The 14,461-nt window shown below is 64.4% G+C and carries 16 protein-coding genes and 1 other RNA gene; 10 read left to right on the forward strand and 7 right to left on the reverse strand.

The genetic code is table 11. The annotated features are described in order from the left end of the window. Window positions 1-90 precede the first annotated feature (90 nt). On the forward strand, window positions 91-1,002 hold the full coding sequence (locus C8J36_RS13235; protein WP_132535536.1) for an agmatinase: 912 nt from the start codon (window positions 91-93) through the stop codon (window positions 1,000-1,002). Between the two features lie 60 nt (window positions 1,003-1,062). Here the strand turns inward: C8J36_RS13235 and dnaN are convergent, their stop codons facing one another. Continuing rightward, on the reverse strand, window positions 1,063-2,181 hold the full coding sequence (gene dnaN / locus C8J36_RS13240) for a DNA polymerase III subunit beta (protein WP_132535538.1): 1,119 nt from the start codon (window positions 2,179-2,181) through the stop codon (window positions 1,063-1,065). Between the two features lie 231 nt (window positions 2,182-2,412). On the opposite strand from dnaN, the gene rsmI reads away from it, so the two are divergent. Further along, complete coding sequence (rsmI, locus tag C8J36_RS13245) at window positions 2,413-3,345, forward strand: 16S rRNA (cytidine(1402)-2'-O)-methyltransferase (RefSeq protein ID WP_132535540.1); 933 nt, start codon at window positions 2,413-2,415, stop codon at window positions 3,343-3,345. Next, entirely contained in the window at window positions 3,342-3,707 is a 366-nt protein-coding gene (locus C8J36_RS13250) for a YraN family protein (RefSeq protein WP_132535542.1), read from the forward strand. Before rsmI ends, C8J36_RS13250 begins: the two co-directional genes overlap by 4 nt. Before the next feature lie 24 nt (window positions 3,708-3,731). Here C8J36_RS13250 and C8J36_RS13255 read toward each other — a convergent pair whose 3' ends face one another. Together C8J36_RS13255 and C8J36_RS13260 are read right to left on the reverse strand one after the other, a co-directional pair. Further along, window positions 3,732-3,995 (reverse strand): BON domain-containing protein, encoded by a 264-nt coding sequence (locus C8J36_RS13255; protein WP_062595331.1) that lies wholly within the window; start codon window positions 3,993-3,995, stop codon window positions 3,732-3,734. Window positions 3,996-4,150: 155 nt separating this feature from the next. Continuing rightward, window positions 4,151-4,438 carry a DUF982 domain-containing protein gene (locus C8J36_RS13260; protein ID WP_132535544.1) on the reverse strand — a complete coding sequence of 96 codons (288 nt, stop codon included), beginning with the start codon at window positions 4,436-4,438 and terminating at the stop codon, window positions 4,151-4,153. A gap of 131 nt (window positions 4,439-4,569) precedes the next feature. Between C8J36_RS13260 and C8J36_RS13265 the strand changes: the two genes are divergently transcribed. Next, entirely contained in the window at window positions 4,570-5,514 is a 945-nt protein-coding gene (locus C8J36_RS13265; protein WP_132535546.1) for an AEC family transporter, read from the forward strand. A 135-nt stretch (window positions 5,515-5,649) separates the two neighbouring features. On the opposite strand, the gene C8J36_RS13270 is transcribed toward C8J36_RS13265, so the two are convergent. Further along, window positions 5,650-6,318, reverse strand: a complete 669-nt coding sequence (locus C8J36_RS13270; RefSeq protein WP_132535548.1) for a cytochrome c family protein — start codon at window positions 6,316-6,318, stop codon at window positions 5,650-5,652. Window positions 6,319-6,498: 180 nt separating this feature from the next. Here C8J36_RS13270 and C8J36_RS13275 point away from each other — a divergent pair, with 180 nt between their 5' ends. From C8J36_RS13275 to C8J36_RS13285, 3 genes are all read left to right on the forward strand, one after another. After that, the gene (locus C8J36_RS13275) at window positions 6,499-7,263 is read left to right on the forward strand and encodes a 3-deoxy-manno-octulosonate cytidylyltransferase (protein WP_132535550.1); all 765 of its coding nucleotides are present in this window, start codon (window positions 6,499-6,501) and stop codon (window positions 7,261-7,263) included. Beyond that, a complete protein-coding gene (locus C8J36_RS13280) occupies window positions 7,260-8,114 on the forward strand; it encodes a prephenate dehydratase (RefSeq protein WP_132535552.1) in 855 nt (284 codons plus the stop codon). Before C8J36_RS13275 ends, C8J36_RS13280 begins: the two co-directional genes overlap by 4 nt. A 173-nt stretch (window positions 8,115-8,287) precedes the next feature. After that, window positions 8,288-9,349: a porin gene (locus C8J36_RS13285; RefSeq protein ID WP_062595337.1), complete on the forward strand. Its 1,062-nt coding sequence runs from the start codon at window positions 8,288-8,290 to the stop codon at window positions 9,347-9,349. 78 nt (window positions 9,350-9,427) lie between these two features. Here C8J36_RS13285 and nudC read toward each other — a convergent pair whose 3' ends face one another. Next, window positions 9,428-10,396, reverse strand: coding sequence for an NAD(+) diphosphatase (gene nudC, locus C8J36_RS13290; RefSeq protein ID WP_132535554.1), 969 nt, complete (start codon window positions 10,394-10,396; stop codon window positions 9,428-9,430). After that, on the reverse strand, window positions 10,393-10,800 hold the full coding sequence (locus tag C8J36_RS13295) for an HIT family protein (RefSeq protein WP_207897504.1): 408 nt from the start codon (window positions 10,798-10,800) through the stop codon (window positions 10,393-10,395). The genes nudC and C8J36_RS13295 overlap by 4 nt, the downstream gene beginning before the upstream one ends. Before the next feature lie 162 nt (window positions 10,801-10,962). Between C8J36_RS13295 and ffs the strand changes: the two genes are divergently transcribed. The 3 genes from ffs (at window position 10,963) to C8J36_RS13310 (ending at window position 13,466) form a co-directional block, all read left to right on the forward strand. Next, window positions 10,963-11,059, forward strand: an RNA gene (gene ffs / locus C8J36_RS13300) — signal recognition particle sRNA small type. A 117-nt stretch (window positions 11,060-11,176) separates the two neighbouring features. After that, window positions 11,177-13,108 (forward strand): DNA polymerase III subunit gamma/tau, encoded by a 1,932-nt coding sequence (locus C8J36_RS13305; protein ID WP_132535557.1) that lies wholly within the window; start codon window positions 11,177-11,179, stop codon window positions 13,106-13,108. 34 nt (window positions 13,109-13,142) lie between these two features. After that, window positions 13,143-13,466: a YbaB/EbfC family nucleoid-associated protein gene (locus C8J36_RS13310; protein WP_132535559.1), complete on the forward strand. Its 324-nt coding sequence runs from the start codon at window positions 13,143-13,145 to the stop codon at window positions 13,464-13,466. 64 nt (window positions 13,467-13,530) lie between these two features. Here the strand turns inward: C8J36_RS13310 and C8J36_RS13315 are convergent, their stop codons facing one another. Beyond that, window positions 13,531-14,331 carry a DUF2865 domain-containing protein gene (locus tag C8J36_RS13315; RefSeq protein ID WP_207897505.1) on the reverse strand — a complete coding sequence of 267 codons (801 nt, stop codon included), beginning with the start codon at window positions 14,329-14,331 and terminating at the stop codon, window positions 13,531-13,533. Window positions 14,332-14,461: the final 130 nt, after the last annotated feature.

The following is a 14,461-nucleotide window of genomic DNA, read 5'->3' on the forward strand; positions in this document are numbered from 1 at the left end:
TTTCTGTCCCTTGATGCGGACTTGCTGCGTCAGGTCGCCTGGGACAGTATACGTGTTAGACCTCGAAACGGAACAGCGTAGGACTCCCGAATGACTGCGATGCCAGCCTTTCTTGGATTTCCGGACCGGCTTTCGGAGAACCTCAAGCCCGTGGCGGCCGTGTTCGGTGCCGGGCATGGGAGCAACTATGCGGGCAAAGATAGCAGCGGTTACGTGCCTGCTGCCGACACCATACGGGCAGCAAGCCGCGAGGACGCCGGCCTGATCGATCATTGGGATTTCGATCTTGGCGGGCCGCTCTTCGATGACAGGAGACATTGCTGCATCGACCTTGGCAACGTGCCGACACGGATGGATGACAATGCCGGCAATCGAGAGCGCATCGAAGCCGTGACACGGGAGGTTCTTGCGACCGGCGCCGTTCCCATTCTTCTGGGTGGCGACGACTCCGTGGTCATCCCGTTCCTGTCGGGCTTTGCCGATAGGGGACCGATCTGGATCGTCCAGATCGATGCGCATATCGACTGGCGAGACACCCTGCACGATGAGCGATACGGCTATTCGAGCCCGATGCGACGGGCGAGCGAGATGGCTCACGTCACGGGTATGGTTCAAGTTGGCTTGCGCGGGATCGGCAGCGCGCGTCGCGAAGAGGTCGACGATGCGCTGCGGTTCGGCAGCCGGCTGGTGACAGCACGGCAGATTCATGCCGAGGGCGCTGCAGCGGCTCTTCGGCATATCCCGGAGGGAACGAAGGTCGTCCTGACGGTGGATTGCGACGGGCTAGACCCGAGCATCCTGCCGGGCGTGGCCGCGCCCTCCCCGGGCGGACTGACCTACACACAGGTCATCGACATTATCGCCGGCATCGGCACGCGCGGCTCTATCGTCGGGTTCGATCTGGTCGAACTCTTCCCGCCGGCCGACATTGCCGGCCTTTCCGCGCTGACGGCGTCGCGCATTGTCGCCAACGCGATCGGCACGATCATCCGGCAGAGGTGATGAGCGGGGACAGAATTCCATCTCCCCTTACATGACGCGGCACGGTATCCCTGTTGCGGACTAAACCCGCATCGGCATCAGCACATACAGCGCGTCTTCGCCGGCGAGATCGCGGACCAGGGTCGGCGAGCCGGCATCGGCCAGCATGAACACGGCTTCGGTGCCCGAAAGCTGGGCCGTGATATCGAGCAGATACTTGGCGTTGAAGCCGATTTCGAGCGGGTCGTTGTCGTAGCCCACGGGCAATTCTTCCGTCGCGCTACCGCTGTCGGGATTGTTGACGGTCAGCGTCAGCTGTCCGTCGGCGAGCGCCAGCTTCACGGCGCGACCGCGTTCGGACGAAATCGTGGAGACGCGATCGACGGCCTGCGCGAAGGACTGGCAATCGATCCGCAGCTCCTTCTCGTTGTTGGCCGGAATGACCCGCTGGTAATCCGGAAACGTGCCGTCGATCAGCTTCGACGTCATGACGATCGAGCCGATGCTCATGCGGATCTTGGCGTCGGACAGCTCCAGCGTCACCGTCGCATCCGGCTGGTCCACGAGCTTCTGCAGCTCGCCCACCGTCTTGCGGGGAATGATGATGCCCGGCATGCCTTCGGAGCCCGAGGGCGCTTCCAGATCGGCACGCGCGAGCCGGTGGCCGTCGGTCGCCACGGCGCGCAGCTTCAGGTCGCCCTTGCTTTCGATCGTGTGGATGTAGATGCCGTTCAGGTAATAGCGCGTCTCCTCCGTGGAGATTGCGAACTGTGTCCGATCGATCAGCATCTTGAGATCGGTCGCCTTCATCGTGAACTTGTGCGTGAAGGTGCCGGCATTCAGATCCGGAAAATCCGACTGCGGCAGGCACTGAAGCGAAAACTTGGACCGGCCCGAGGCGACGGTCATCGCCGTGCCCTCGGCATTGGTCGATAGCAGGACTTCCGAACCGTCCGACAGCTTGCGGACGATATCGTAGAGCAGATGGGCAGGCACGGTCGTCGCGCCCGGCTGCTCGACCTGGGCGGGCGTCGCCTCGGTGATTTCGAGATCGAGGTCGGTCGCCTTCATGTCGAGGCTTTCGCCGTCGGCCCGCAGCAGAACGTTCGACAGGATCGGAATGGTGTTCCGGCGCTCGACGACGCGGTGGACATGGTTCAGCGATTTGAGGAGATTGGACCGCTCGATCGTAATGCGCATGAGATGCTGTCGCTTTCCATCAGGACCGGAAGACGCCTCCCGGCTTGAACTCTTGAACGCCTCGGCCACCGGGCCGCGAGCGGCCGAAGGGCGGCGTGGATATGGACGCGCAAAATGGCACTACACCGGGACGAAGTGCAAGGGCCAAGCTCCATCCGATGCCGATCTACCCACCGTTATCGTTTCGTGCACCGGCTTGCGGCACGGGGCCGGCTCCCCCATAAAGACCGCATGAACGACAAGACGACAGAACGGGATGCGGCACCGGATGCCGGCACAAGGTCGCGCAGCTATCGCGTCCACGACACGGTCGTGGAGGCCCGGCCGATCGAGCCGGCGCTCTATCTGGTGGCGACGCCCATCGGCAATCTCGGCGACATCACCCTGCGGGCGCTGGAAACCCTGGCCGGCGCGGATGTGCTCGCCTGCGAGGATACCCGCGTCACCCGCGTTCTGCTCGATCGCTACGGCATCGCCAACCGCCCCTACGCCTATCACGAGCACAATGCCAACGAGGCCGGCCCCCGGCTGATCGCGGCGCTCGATGCGGGCCGATCGGTCGCGCTGGTGTCGGATGCGGGCACGCCCCTCGTCTCCGATCCCGGCTACCGGCTTGCCCAGACCGCGATCGAGGCCGGGCACCGGGTGGTGCCGCTGCCGGGGCCTTCCGCGCCGCTCGCGGCACTCGTCGGCTCGGGGCTTTCCAACGATGCCTTTCTCTTTGCGGGCTTTCTGCCGTCCAGGGACAAGGCGCGACGCGACCGGTTGGCCGAACTCGCCCGCGTGCCGGCAACGCTGATCTTCTTTGAGTCCCCCCACCGGATCGGTGCGACCCTGATCGGCGCCGCGGAGACGCTCGGCCGGGAGCGGGCGGCCGTGGTCTGTCGCGAACTGACCAAGACCTACGAGGAGTTCCGGCGGGGAACGCTCGGAGACCTTGCCGATCATTATGGCGGCGATGTCGTCGTCAAGGGCGAAATCGTGCTGGTCATCGCCCCGCCGCCGGAAGAAGCGGCGCCGGACGCGCAGGATGTGGATGTCCTGCTGGCCCGGCTCTCCGCCGCGATGCCGGCCGGCAAGGCCGCGACGGAAGCCGCGAAACAAACGGGCCTCAACCGCCGAACGCTGTACGACCGGCTTCTGACGCTCAAGGAACAGCCGTGACGGGAACGGCCGACCGGCGACGTTTGCGGGCGGTGCGCAAAGGCGCCGTCGCGGAATATGTCGCCGCGCTCGCTCTCATGCTGCGTGGTTATCGCATCGTCGCCTTTCGCTACCGCACAAAGCTTGGAGAAATCGACATCATCGCCAGGCGCGGAACGCTCGTCGCCTGCGTCGAGGTGAAAGCGCGCGGAAGCGTGGATGCGGCGATCTTTGCGGTAAGCGCGATGTCGGAGGTAAGAATCCGCAATGCGAGTGATCTCTGGCTGCAAAGGCAGCCGGATGCGGACCGCCTGTCCATTCGCTACGACATCATGGCCATCCGGCCCTGGCGTTGGCCGGTGCATATTCCCGGCGCATTCTAAGGGCGTCGAAACCCCTCAACACTCTTAGTGATGTCGGACGGTGACGTTGTTTTCCACCAGATGGACGCCGATCACCGAAGCCGCCGCCTGCTCGATGCAGCCGATCTCGGCTTCGTTCGCAACGAAGCCCGAGAGGATGATGGTTCTGCCGATGGCGACGACATCGAGGTGGGTCGTGTCCACGAGGGCGACATATTGGATATACCGGGAGACCTTGCCCGCAAGATCGTCGTCCCGCAGATGGGGTTCGTCGTCGCGTCGGCAGTAGATCTGCTTGTCCATCGGCATGCTAGAGCCCCCTGTTGCCCGCTCCCCGCAGACAGGATGGGCCCGTTCAGGCGTGTCGCGGATCAGCGTTTAGCTGCACTGCAACGCGAGGTCCGTCCGGAATGTTCCATGCTGCGCCGTTTCGGTCGTGAGCCGGCTCGCCACGCGCTGGACAATCAGAAGCGGCGGCGGCCCTCATCGATATGGATGAACGCCTCGACCGCTGCGGCGATAAAGTCCTCACGGGCATAATCTGCCGGCTGCTCGCCGTTCAGCACGTAGCGGCACATCCGAATCGCCGCCCCATAGGCCGCACCTTCATGCGTCGGCCATTTTTCGAGTAGAACTTCGGCCGCTTCCCGTGTGTTGCGGACGATGCGATAGTCCCCGATACCGCCAAGCTCGAGCACGACGGGTTGCTGCCACCATTTTTCATTGATCGCTGCGTAGTCACTGACCGCCATGCCGAATCCCTCCGCTGCCGATAGCCGTCTCGCTTTATGACAGGCGAAACTTACGTAGACATTGCGTGGCAAACGGAAAGGTTGCGGAGAGCGCACGAAGCAGTTTATGCGATAAAGGCACGGAGAGCCTCATGTCCGACGTCCTCATCAATGTCCTTCCCCTCTTCGTCCTTATCTTTGCCGGCTGGCTGATCGTGCGAACGGGCTATCTGAAACCGGCGGTCGGCGACGCACTCGGCGATTTCGTCTTCAAGGTTTCCGTCCCCGTTCTGCTGTTTCGCACCATTGCGACCGCGGACTTCACGGAAGGCTCGCCCTGGCCGCTCTGGATCGCCTATTTCTCGGGCGTCGCCGTCGTCTGGACCCTCGGCCATCTCGTCGCCACGCTCGGCTTCGGGCGCGACCGCCGCATCGGCGTGCTCGCAGGCGTGTCCTCGGCCTTCGCCAACACGATCTTCATCGGCCTGCCGCTCGTCTCGCGCAGTGTCGGCGATGCCGGCGTCGTCGCCCTGTCGATCCTGATTTCGGTGCATCTTCCGGTGATGATGATCGCGGGCACGATCCTGATGGAGCGAGCCGAGCGGAAGACCAATGGCGGCGTGGCGCAGAGCCCGCTGGCGCTTGCCCGCGGCATCCTGCGAAACCTGGTGCGCAACCCTCTCGTGATCGGGCTCGTCTGCGGCGCCCTGATGCATATGACGAACCTGCCGCTGTCGGGACCGCTCAAGATCGCCATCGACCAGACCGCGGCCGTGGCCGGTCCCGCCGCGCTGATCTCGATCGGGATGGCGCTCGACAAATATGGTCTGTCGGGCAATCTCGGCCTTGCCGCCTTTACCAGCGCGCTCAAGCTCGTCGTGCTGCCCGCCTGCGTGTTTGCAGCCAGTCACCTGCTCGGCCTCGATCGTCACTGGACGGCGGCGCTGGTGCTGACCTCGGCCGTGCCGACAGGCGTCAATGCCTGGCTGATCGCCAATCATTTCAACGTGGGTCACGGCCTGGCATCCTCGACCATCACGCTGACCACGGCCCTCGGCGTCTTCACGGTCTCTGCCTGGGCCTACGTGCTTCTCTAACGCTTGTGGCCCCCGCCATCCTTGCCATGGCGTCGTATCGCAATCTCAAGCGCAAAGTCCGCCGGTTGCCCGGACACGAAAAAGCCCGGCGAAAGCCGGGCTTCGATTGATCCAGGTTCAGCGAAAGGCTTCGGCTTAGTTGGCGGGTGCCGCCGGAGCCGGTGCAGCAGGCGCAGGCGCTGCGGGAGCAGCAGGGGCTGCCGGGGCAGCAGGTGCCGCACCTTCGGCCGGCGCCGCTGCGGGCGCGGCAGAGGCAGATGCCTCGGGAAGGGCGACAGGCGCATCGGACTGGCCGCGCAGCCAGGCGATGAGGTTTGCACGCTCATCCGGCTTCTTCACGCCGGCAAATCCCATGGCCGTGCCCGGTACGTGCTTCTTCGGTGCCTCGACGAAATAGCTCAGGTGATCGTAGGTCCAGGTCTTGTTGGCTTCGGCAAAGGTCTTCATGCCGGCCGAATAGGCAAAGCCTTCATGCGAGGCGATCGGGCGTTCCACGACACCCCAGAGATTGGGGCCGACCTTGTTCGGTCCCCCCTTCTCGATGGTGTGACAGGCGGCACATTTCTTGAATACGGCTTCGCCGGCGCTTGCATCGGCGCTGGCCAGCAGCGGCTTGATGTCGACCTCGACCTCGGCTGCAGCCCCCGCTCCGGCCTCGCCCGTCGTTTCCTCGGCGATGATCGCAAAGCCCGGCTTTTCCGGGGCTTCGGAATGAAAGATGCCCTCGGAGGCGATCGATACGGACATCAGCACGAAGACCGTTCCGAGAAAGGCTCCCACGGCCATATTTACATGCGAGTTCATCAACACACCTCCCCTTGCGTCCGGCCTCAGGCATACGCACGCGCCGCCGGTATGAACAATCTGCCGCGGCACCTTGAAATCGTGCGGAAGCTATGTCTTTTGACCAAGCGTTGCAACAGCGATATCCGTGCCGGACGAACCACTTCTGGCACTTTTTAATGGTGTTTTGAAGGGCTCGGCATGAAAAGCGACAATTTGGCAAAAACACTCGTGCTGATCCCGGCGCGGATGGCCTCCACGCGGCTTCCCGGCAAGCCTTTGGCCGACATCTGCGGACTGCCGATGATCGTTCAGGTCGCGTTGCGGGCGCGCGATGCGGAGGCGGGGCGCATCGTCGTGGCGGTCGATCACCAGGACACGTTCGATGCCGTGACGGCTGCCGGCTTCGAAGCCGTCATGACCCGTATCGACCACCAGTCCGGCTCCGACCGCATCTACGAGGCGCTCACCCTTTGCGACCCGGACGGCCGGATCGAGACCGTGATCAACGTGCAGGGCGATCTGCCGACGATTGAGCCGGAGACAATTCGCGCAGCGCTGCGGCCGCTCGAGGATCCCGCCGTCGACATCGCGACGCTGACGGTGGAGATCGTGCATGAGGCTGAGAAAACCAACCCGAACGTCGTGAAGGTGGTCGGCGCGCCGCTCTCCGAAAGCCGCCTGCGGGCGCTCTACTTCACGCGGGCGACAGCACCCCACGGTGCGGGGCCGCTCTACCATCATATCGGCCTCTACGCCTATCGCCGGTCCGCGCTGGAACGATTCGTCGCCTTGCCGCCCTCCACGCTCGAAAAGCGCGAATCGCTCGAGCAACTGCGGGCGCTGGAGGCGGGCATGCGCATCGACGTGGAAATCGTCAGCTCCATCCCCCTCGGCGTCGACACGCCGGCCGATCTGGAAGCGGCACGCCGGCTGCTGTCGACGCGCCCCGGAGCTGCATCATGATGCCCGTCACCAACCGCATCTCGTTCCAGGGCGATTACGGTGCGAATTCCGACATGGCGTCGCGCGACATGTTCCCGACGATTGACCCGCTTCCCTGCCAGACTTTCGAGGATGCCTTTCTGGCCGTCGAGAACGGCGAGGCGGATCTCGCGATGATCCCGATCGAGAACACGATCGCCGGCCGCGTCGCCGACATCCATCATCTGCTGCCGGAATCGCGCCTGCATATCATCGGTGAATACTTCATGCCGATCCGGTTCCAGCTGATGGTGCTGCCGGGCGTGTCGCGCAGCGAGATCCGCACCGTGCACAGCCACATCCATGCGCTTGGCCAATGCCGCAAGATCGTCCGCGCCAATGGCTGGAAGCCGGTCGTGGCCGGCGACACCGCCGGTGCCGCCAAGCTCGTGGCGGAAACGGGGGACCGCTCGATGGCGGCTCTCGCCCCCCGGCTCGCGGCCGATCTCTACAAACTCGATATCGTGGCCGAGAATGTCGAGGACACCGAAAACAACGTGACGCGCTTCGTCGTGCTCTCGCGCGACGAGAAGCCGATCCGGCGCGACGCCGAGGCCGACCACCTCGTGACCACCTTCGTCTTCAATGTCCGCAACATTCCGGCAGCGCTCTACAAGGCGCTCGGCGGCTTTGCCACGAACGGCATCAACATGACGAAGCTGGAGAGCTACCAGATCGGCGGAAAGTTCATCGCGACGCAGTTCTATGCGGACATCGACGGGCATCCCGACGACGCGAACGTCAAGCGGGCGCTGGAAGAGCTTCGGTTCTTTTCGGAGAAGGTCCGGATTCTCGGCTCCTATCCGGCCCACCCCATGCGGCGCGTGTTATAAAAGTCGCGCCGATCCGAAAACCTTTGCGCACCGGCGGACATGCCCGACTTGTGGGGTAGAGTTCACGGCGCAAAAGTGATTGCGTAAGGCGGAGAGGCGACTGATTTGCGGCAATGCCGCCGGTGCCTTTCGTTTGACAGCCGCGCAACGGCGGCATCCAAAGGACGCCTACGATGATCATCAGAACTCTCCTCCTTGCCTCGACGGCCGCACTTTCCATGACCGCAGGCGCACAGGCTGCCGATGCGATCGTTGCCGCCGAGCCGGAAGCCATGGAATATGTTCGTGTCTGCGATGCCTTCGGCGAAGGCTTCTTCTACATTCCCGGCACGGAAACGTGCCTGAAGATCGGTGGCTATGTCCGCTCCGACCACAATCTCGGCGAAAGCGCCTATAGCGGCGAAAACCTCGACTGGTCGCCGTTTACCCGTGGAACCGTGACCCTCGATGCCCGCAGCGATACGGAATACGGCGAGCTCCGCTCCTTCATCGAATTGCGGGCGGAAGCCGCGGACGGCGAAACGCCCACCTACATCAACTCGGCCTTCATCACGCTCGGCGGCTTCATGGCCGGCTTCAACGATTCCCGCTACGATCTCTTCCTGAATTCGGCAGGCAACATCATCAATGACGACGTCATCGACTACACCGGCGACCGGACCAACCAGGTCAGCTACCAGTGGGGTGGCGACAAGGGTTTCTCGGCCTTCATCGGCCTGGAAGAAGGCGGCGGCACCTACGACACCGGCTTCGCCAGCCGTCCGACCGAAGACTACCGGGCCGCACATCCGCTCGCCGGCGCCCGCATTCAGGAAGACTGGGGCGGCCTGTTCATCATCGGCGGCTACGACCCGGATGCCGAGGCCTTCGGCGGCAAGGTCCGCGGCGACATCGTCTTCAACGACGTGTTCAAGGTCTTCATCATGGCCGGCTACCAGTCGGACTGGGACAACGACAAGGGCCCGGGCGACACGCGCCGGCGCAACTATTACGGCCCGTGGAATGGCGATTGGGCAGCCTGGGGCGGCTTCACCGCGACCGTCAACGACAAGACCTCGATCAACGGCCAGGTCGCCTATGAAGAGGACGGCACGCTCGCGACCGCCCTCAACATGGAATACATGATCGTCGACAACTTCAAGGTTCAGCCGGAATTCAACTACACCAAGTTCGACGGCGAGCGCGGCAATGGCGATGCTTTCGGCGGCACCATCCGCTTCCAGCGCGATTTCTGATCGAACGCCCTCTCTGCGATCAGGCGACGAAGAACCGGCCTTGCGCCGGTTCTTCTGTTTCCAGCTCCGGCGTTTCCGTCAGACCGGCCAGTCCAGCCAGTCGCGCATCAGCTGGTGGGCGATCGCGCCCTTCGGCGGTGTCGTCTGATGGCCGACCTCCTGGCCGGTATTGCGGGCGAGCATGGCGCGGGTTTCCTCGCGGGTGAACCAGCGGCAATCCTCGAGCTCCAGATCGTCCATCCGGATCTCGCTGGATTTCGCCTCCGCAAAGCAGCCGATCATCAGGCTGTGCGGCATGGGCCAGGGCTGCGAGGCGTGGTAGCGCACGCGGCCGGTCCGGATGCCGGATTCTTCCATCGTCTCGCGCCGCACGGCATTTTCGATCGTCTCGCCCGGCTCCACAAAGCCCGCAAGACAGGAATACATGCCTTCCGGAAAATGCGGGCTGCGGCCGAGCAGGCAGAGATCGCGCTGCACGTCGATCGTCAGCATGATGACGACGGGGTCCGTGCGCGGAAATGCCAGGTGGCCGCAGGCCGTGCACACCCGCCGGTATCCCCCGCCCCTGGCCTCCATCGGGCTGCCGCACTTGCCGCAAAATCGGTTGGAGGCGTTCCAGGCGATCAGGCTTGCGGCCTGTGCGAATTGTCCGAGAAGCTCGTCCGGCAGCATCGCCTGCCGATAGAGGCTGCGGCCATCGGCAAGCTTGAAGGGCTCCTCCAAGGTCGCCTCGGTCCGATTGACGGGAACGGCGATGCGCGGCTCGCCGGAGGGCAGCCTTCCCAGCAGGATCGCGGCCTCCAGATCGGGTTCGAGAACGGCGATCTCGTAGGGCGCAAACAGCGGGTCGATGACGTTCTCGTCGTGCTTGACGACCAGTTTACCCTCCGCAAAGGCGAAGAGATGCGCGCCCTCGGTCTTCAGCGCCACGTCGAGGCAGTCGTCGCTTCGGTGTTCGCTGTCGCGCACGAGGTAGTTGCCGGCAAAGGCGACCAGCGAGCTCGGCTCGGGATGCGGCCCCGTGCGGTCAAAAATGGCGTGGGTCATGTCAGGGATTCCGTCAATCTGTTGAGGAAATCGTCGCGTTTTGCCGTATCCCAGGCCTCCGCCGTGCCGAAACCCCAGATGGGGCCCGGCCAGTTCGCATCCCCCTCGGTGCGGGCGACGACATGGACATGGAGCTGGCGGACGATATTGCCCAGCGCCCCGATGTTGATCTTGGTCGCACCGGTCACCCGCTTCAGAGCCTCGGCGACGCGGTTGGTCTCGCGCGACAGCGTTGCCTGCTCGTCGGACGACAGCTCGAAGGTTTCGCTGATGGCATTCCGCTCGGGGATGAGAATGAGCCAGGGCCAGCGGGCATCCCGGCTCAGCCGCAGCTGGCAAAGATCGAGACGGGCCACGAGATCGCTGTCGCGTGCCAGACGCGGGTCGAGTTCGAACGGGGTCACGGGTTCCTCCTGCTTCTCCTGTCGGTCTCCATCGGCAGCCGTGCCGTCAACGTTCGAACGGTCGGCTTCAGGCTTCAGGAGCGCGTCCTGTTCTGACAGGGATGCCAGATTCTTCCAAGGGCCGACTTGCATTCCGTCTGGATATTGCCGATATGGAGATCGGGAGGTTGGTGGTGGACGAGCCACTCGCCAACCGGGTCAGGTCCGGAAGGAAGCAGCCCCAACGAGCCCGGCACGGGTCATCGTGCCAGCCTCCCACCCTCAGGGTCTTCACGGAAGTCCCTGAACCACCAGACCAGGGCCGCCCGTTCGCAAGCTCGCTGCCGCGTCTCAAGCTTGCCGACCGTCCGGACAGACGGAACGAGCGGCGGGGCGCATGAACGACATCACCACCACATCTCCTGACGCTGCGCCCGCCCCGGCCGAGAAGCCGGCGGCCTACAGGGTTCTCGCGCGCAAGTACCGGCCCAAGGACTTCTCCGACCTGATGGTGGGGCAGGAGCCGATGGTTCGCACGCTGACCAATGCGTTCGAGACCGGCCGCATCGCGCAGGCCTACATGCTGACGGGCGTTCGCGGCGTCGGCAAGACGACGACGGCCCGCATCCTCGCCCGTGCGCTGAATTACAAGACTGACGACATCGACAAGCCGACGATCGACCTCCGTACGCCGGGCGAACACTGCCAGGCGATCATGGAGGGCCGGCATGTCGACGTCATCGAGATGGACGCCGCATCTCATACCGGTATCGACGATATCCGCGAGATCATCGAGCAGGTGCGCTACCGGCCCGTGTCCGCGCGCTACAAGGTCTATATCATCGACGAAGTGCACATGCTCTCGACGCAGGCCTTCAACGGGCTTCTGAAGACGCTCGAAGAGCCGCCGGAGCATGTGAAATTCATCTTCGCGACGACCGAAATCCGCAAGGTCCCGATCACGGTGCTGTCGCGTTGCCAGAGGTTCGATCTCAGGCGCATCGCCGCCACCGATCTTGTCGGCCTGTTCTCCACCATTCTCGGCAAGGAAGGCATCACGGCCGAAGCCGAGGCACTGGCGATGATCGCGCGGGCTGCCGAAGGGTCGGCCCGTGACGGTCTTTCGCTGCTCGACCAGGCGATCGCCCATGGCGGCGGTGCCGTTGCGGCAGACGCGGTGCGCAGCATGCTCGGCCTTGCCGATCGCGCGCGTATCGTGGACCTGTTCGGCTATGTGGTGCGCGGCGACGTGAAAGCGGCGCTCGAAGAGTTCGCCTGGCAATATGAGGCCGGCGCCAGCCCGGCCGTCGTGCTGACGGATCTTGCCGATTTCACGCATCTCGTGACCAAGCTCAAATTTTCGGCCGAGGCCGCCAACGACCAGTCGCTGAGCGAGGTCGAGCGGGTGCGCGGCGCGGAGTTCTCCACCGCCGTCGCCGTCTCCACCTTGTCGCGGATCTGGCAGATGCTGCTCAAGGGCATCCCGGAAACGGAGAATGCAGCCCGCCCGGCCGGGGCCGCCGAAATGGTGCTGATCCGGCTGACGCATGCGGCCCACCTCCCCTCCCCGGAAGAGGCCGCACGCCGGCTCCTCGAAATGTCCGGCGGCGATGCCGCGCGCCCCGCACCGCGCGGTGCCGGATCGGGCAATGGTTCTGGGAGCAGCAATGGCGCATCGGCGTCCGCTGTTTCCGCGCAGGCAAATGCATCGAGCCAGGGCGGCATTCAGGCGCGCGCCGGCGAACCGGTAATGCCGTCGCGGATGACGGCCAATGGTGCGGCCATGCTGCGCGCCGTGCCCGAGGCCGAGCTTCCCGCAGCGCAGGCGCGCGGACAGGTCGATCTGAAACCGGAGGCGGCGCCCGCCGAGCCGGTCGTGCCGCTGCGCTCGGTCGCCGATATCGTCGATCTCTGCCAGAAGAACCGCGACATTCTCCTGAAGACGCTGGTGCGCAATTTCGTACGGCTGGTGCGGATCGAACCCGGCCGCCTGGAGATGAACGTTCCGGACGACGCGCCGAAGACGCTGGTGACCGATCTGCAGCGGCGACTGGAAGAGTGGACCGGCATCCGCTGGATGGTGACGGTGAGCCGGGAACCCGGCCAGCCGACGATGGTGGAGACCGAAGCGGCAGCCAAGGAACAGCGCTTCAACGATGCGCGTCAGGACCCCGACGTCGCCGCCATCCTCGCCCGTTTTCCCGGCGCCAGGATGGTCGATGTGCGCATCAAGGTGACGGATGTCGAACCGGACGAAACGCCGGAGATCGCCGCCGTGGCCGAATCCGAGGAAGGCGACATCCTTCCCGGCGACGACATAGAACACTGATCCAACCGGATCTGAGAAGAGGAGACGACGGACGATGCGCGACATCATGGGTATGATGGGCAAGGTCAAGGAAATGCAGGCCAAGATGGAGAAGCTTCAGGTGGAGATTGCCCTTCTCGAAGTGGACGGCACCTCCGGAGGCGGCCTCGTCACCGTGCGGCTCGATGGAAAGGGCGCGCTGAAGAGCATCAAGATCGACCCGTCCCTCTTCAAGGAGGACGATGTCGAGATCCTAGAGGACCTGATCGTCGCCGCGCACAAGGACGGCAAGGACAAGGCCGAGGCGATTACCGCGGAAAAGACGCGCGAGCTGACGGCCGGCCTGCCGATCCCGCCCGGCATGAAGCTGCCCTTCTAGAAGCATTCCCGGCTGAAGCGGGATCGCTTCGGCATCGGACGCTGCGCGAGAAGAGCCGTTACGGTTAGAGTTCCGGCAGGAATGCCGGGCCGACCATGCGGACCTTGCGCGGCAGTTTCGGAATATCCGTCCGCGTGCCGCGCAGACCGATGTCCTGGAAAAGCGCGGTTGCCAGAACGGTCGGCGCCGGTTTGAAAATCGGGTCCGGCAGTGTGCGCGCGGCGGTGTTGGACGCCGAGGCCGGAGGCGCGATGCGGCTCATGTCGCAGGCCCTGGCTTCAGCCGCCTTACGGTAAAGGCCTGCCACATCGAGATCGCCATAGCGCGTGCCGCGCGTGAGCGAGATCATATCCGCCGGCTCGCCGTTTTCTCCCGGCTGACGGAAAACATCCATATCCGCCGTGTCGCAGATGGTCCTGCATTGTGCTGCGAGGTTCTCGGTCGAGGCGGGCAGCGCCTGAAATCCGGAATTGGGCGTCGGGAAATAATAGCCATCGGAAAGCCGAACGCAGAGCGTGGCCTGGCTTGTGATGCCGCGCGTGGCAGCGACCTCGGCTTTGACGGGCTGCCGGACGATGCGCTTCGGCTTCGGCCGGCGCGGCGTCTCACGGACCGCGCGCAGATCGGACTTGCAGGCCGACGGCAGGGCGGCGAGCGCCGCGCGGGCCTGTGCGATGCGACCGGCGACCTCCCGGCAGGCAAAGCCCCCGTTTCCGACATCGCAACCATGCTTGCGCGCCATCACCATGTTGGAGGCGACCTGCCGTTGGAGACGTGTCGCCTCGGTGCCCGACGCCGCGCAGGTGCGGGCGAGGCTGTGGCTTGCGGGAACCGCGACGAGGAACAGGAGCGCGAGGCGTGCCACCAGCCGTCTGATTCTCAACGTCCCCGCCATCGCACTCGTCCCCGTCATCCTTGGTAAGTGTCGGACATAGCGTGGCGGGACGGCGGCGCGAAGCGGTTCCTTAAGGAATGGTTAAGGCGGGAAGGAATGG

It is taken from the genome of Rhizobium sp. PP-F2F-G48 (assembly GCF_004342335.1).
GTDB lineage: Bacteria > Pseudomonadota > Alphaproteobacteria > Rhizobiales > Rhizobiaceae > Ferranicluibacter.

Coding starts and splice junctions, on each gene's coding strand:
- C8J36_RS13235 (WP_132535536.1), top strand. CDS start 91: ATGACTGCGATGCCAGCCTTTCTTGGATTTCCGGACCGGCTTTCGGAG.
- dnaN (WP_132535538.1), bottom strand. CDS start 2,181: ATGCGCATTACGATCGAGCGGTCCAATCTCCTCAAATCGCTGAACCAT.
- rsmI (WP_132535540.1), top strand. CDS start 2,413: ATGAACGACAAGACGACAGAACGGGATGCGGCACCGGATGCCGGCACA.
- C8J36_RS13255 (WP_062595331.1), bottom strand. CDS start 3,995: ATGCCGATGGACAAGCAGATCTACTGCCGACGCGACGACGAACCCCAT.
- C8J36_RS13260 (WP_132535544.1), bottom strand. CDS start 4,438: ATGGCGGTCAGTGACTACGCAGCGATCAATGAAAAATGGTGGCAGCAA.
- C8J36_RS13265 (WP_132535546.1), top strand. CDS start 4,570: ATGTCCGACGTCCTCATCAATGTCCTTCCCCTCTTCGTCCTTATCTTT.
- C8J36_RS13270 (WP_132535548.1), bottom strand. CDS start 6,318: ATGAACTCGCATGTAAATATGGCCGTGGGAGCCTTTCTCGGAACGGTC.
- C8J36_RS13275 (WP_132535550.1), top strand. CDS start 6,499: ATGAAAAGCGACAATTTGGCAAAAACACTCGTGCTGATCCCGGCGCGG.
- C8J36_RS13280 (WP_132535552.1), top strand. CDS start 7,260: ATGATGCCCGTCACCAACCGCATCTCGTTCCAGGGCGATTACGGTGCG.
- C8J36_RS13285 (WP_062595337.1), top strand. CDS start 8,288: ATGATCATCAGAACTCTCCTCCTTGCCTCGACGGCCGCACTTTCCATG.
- nudC (WP_132535554.1), bottom strand. CDS start 10,396: ATGACCCACGCCATTTTTGACCGCACGGGGCCGCATCCCGAGCCGAGC.
- C8J36_RS13305 (WP_132535557.1), top strand. CDS start 11,177: ATGAACGACATCACCACCACATCTCCTGACGCTGCGCCCGCCCCGGCC.
- C8J36_RS13310 (WP_132535559.1), top strand. CDS start 13,143: ATGCGCGACATCATGGGTATGATGGGCAAGGTCAAGGAAATGCAGGCC.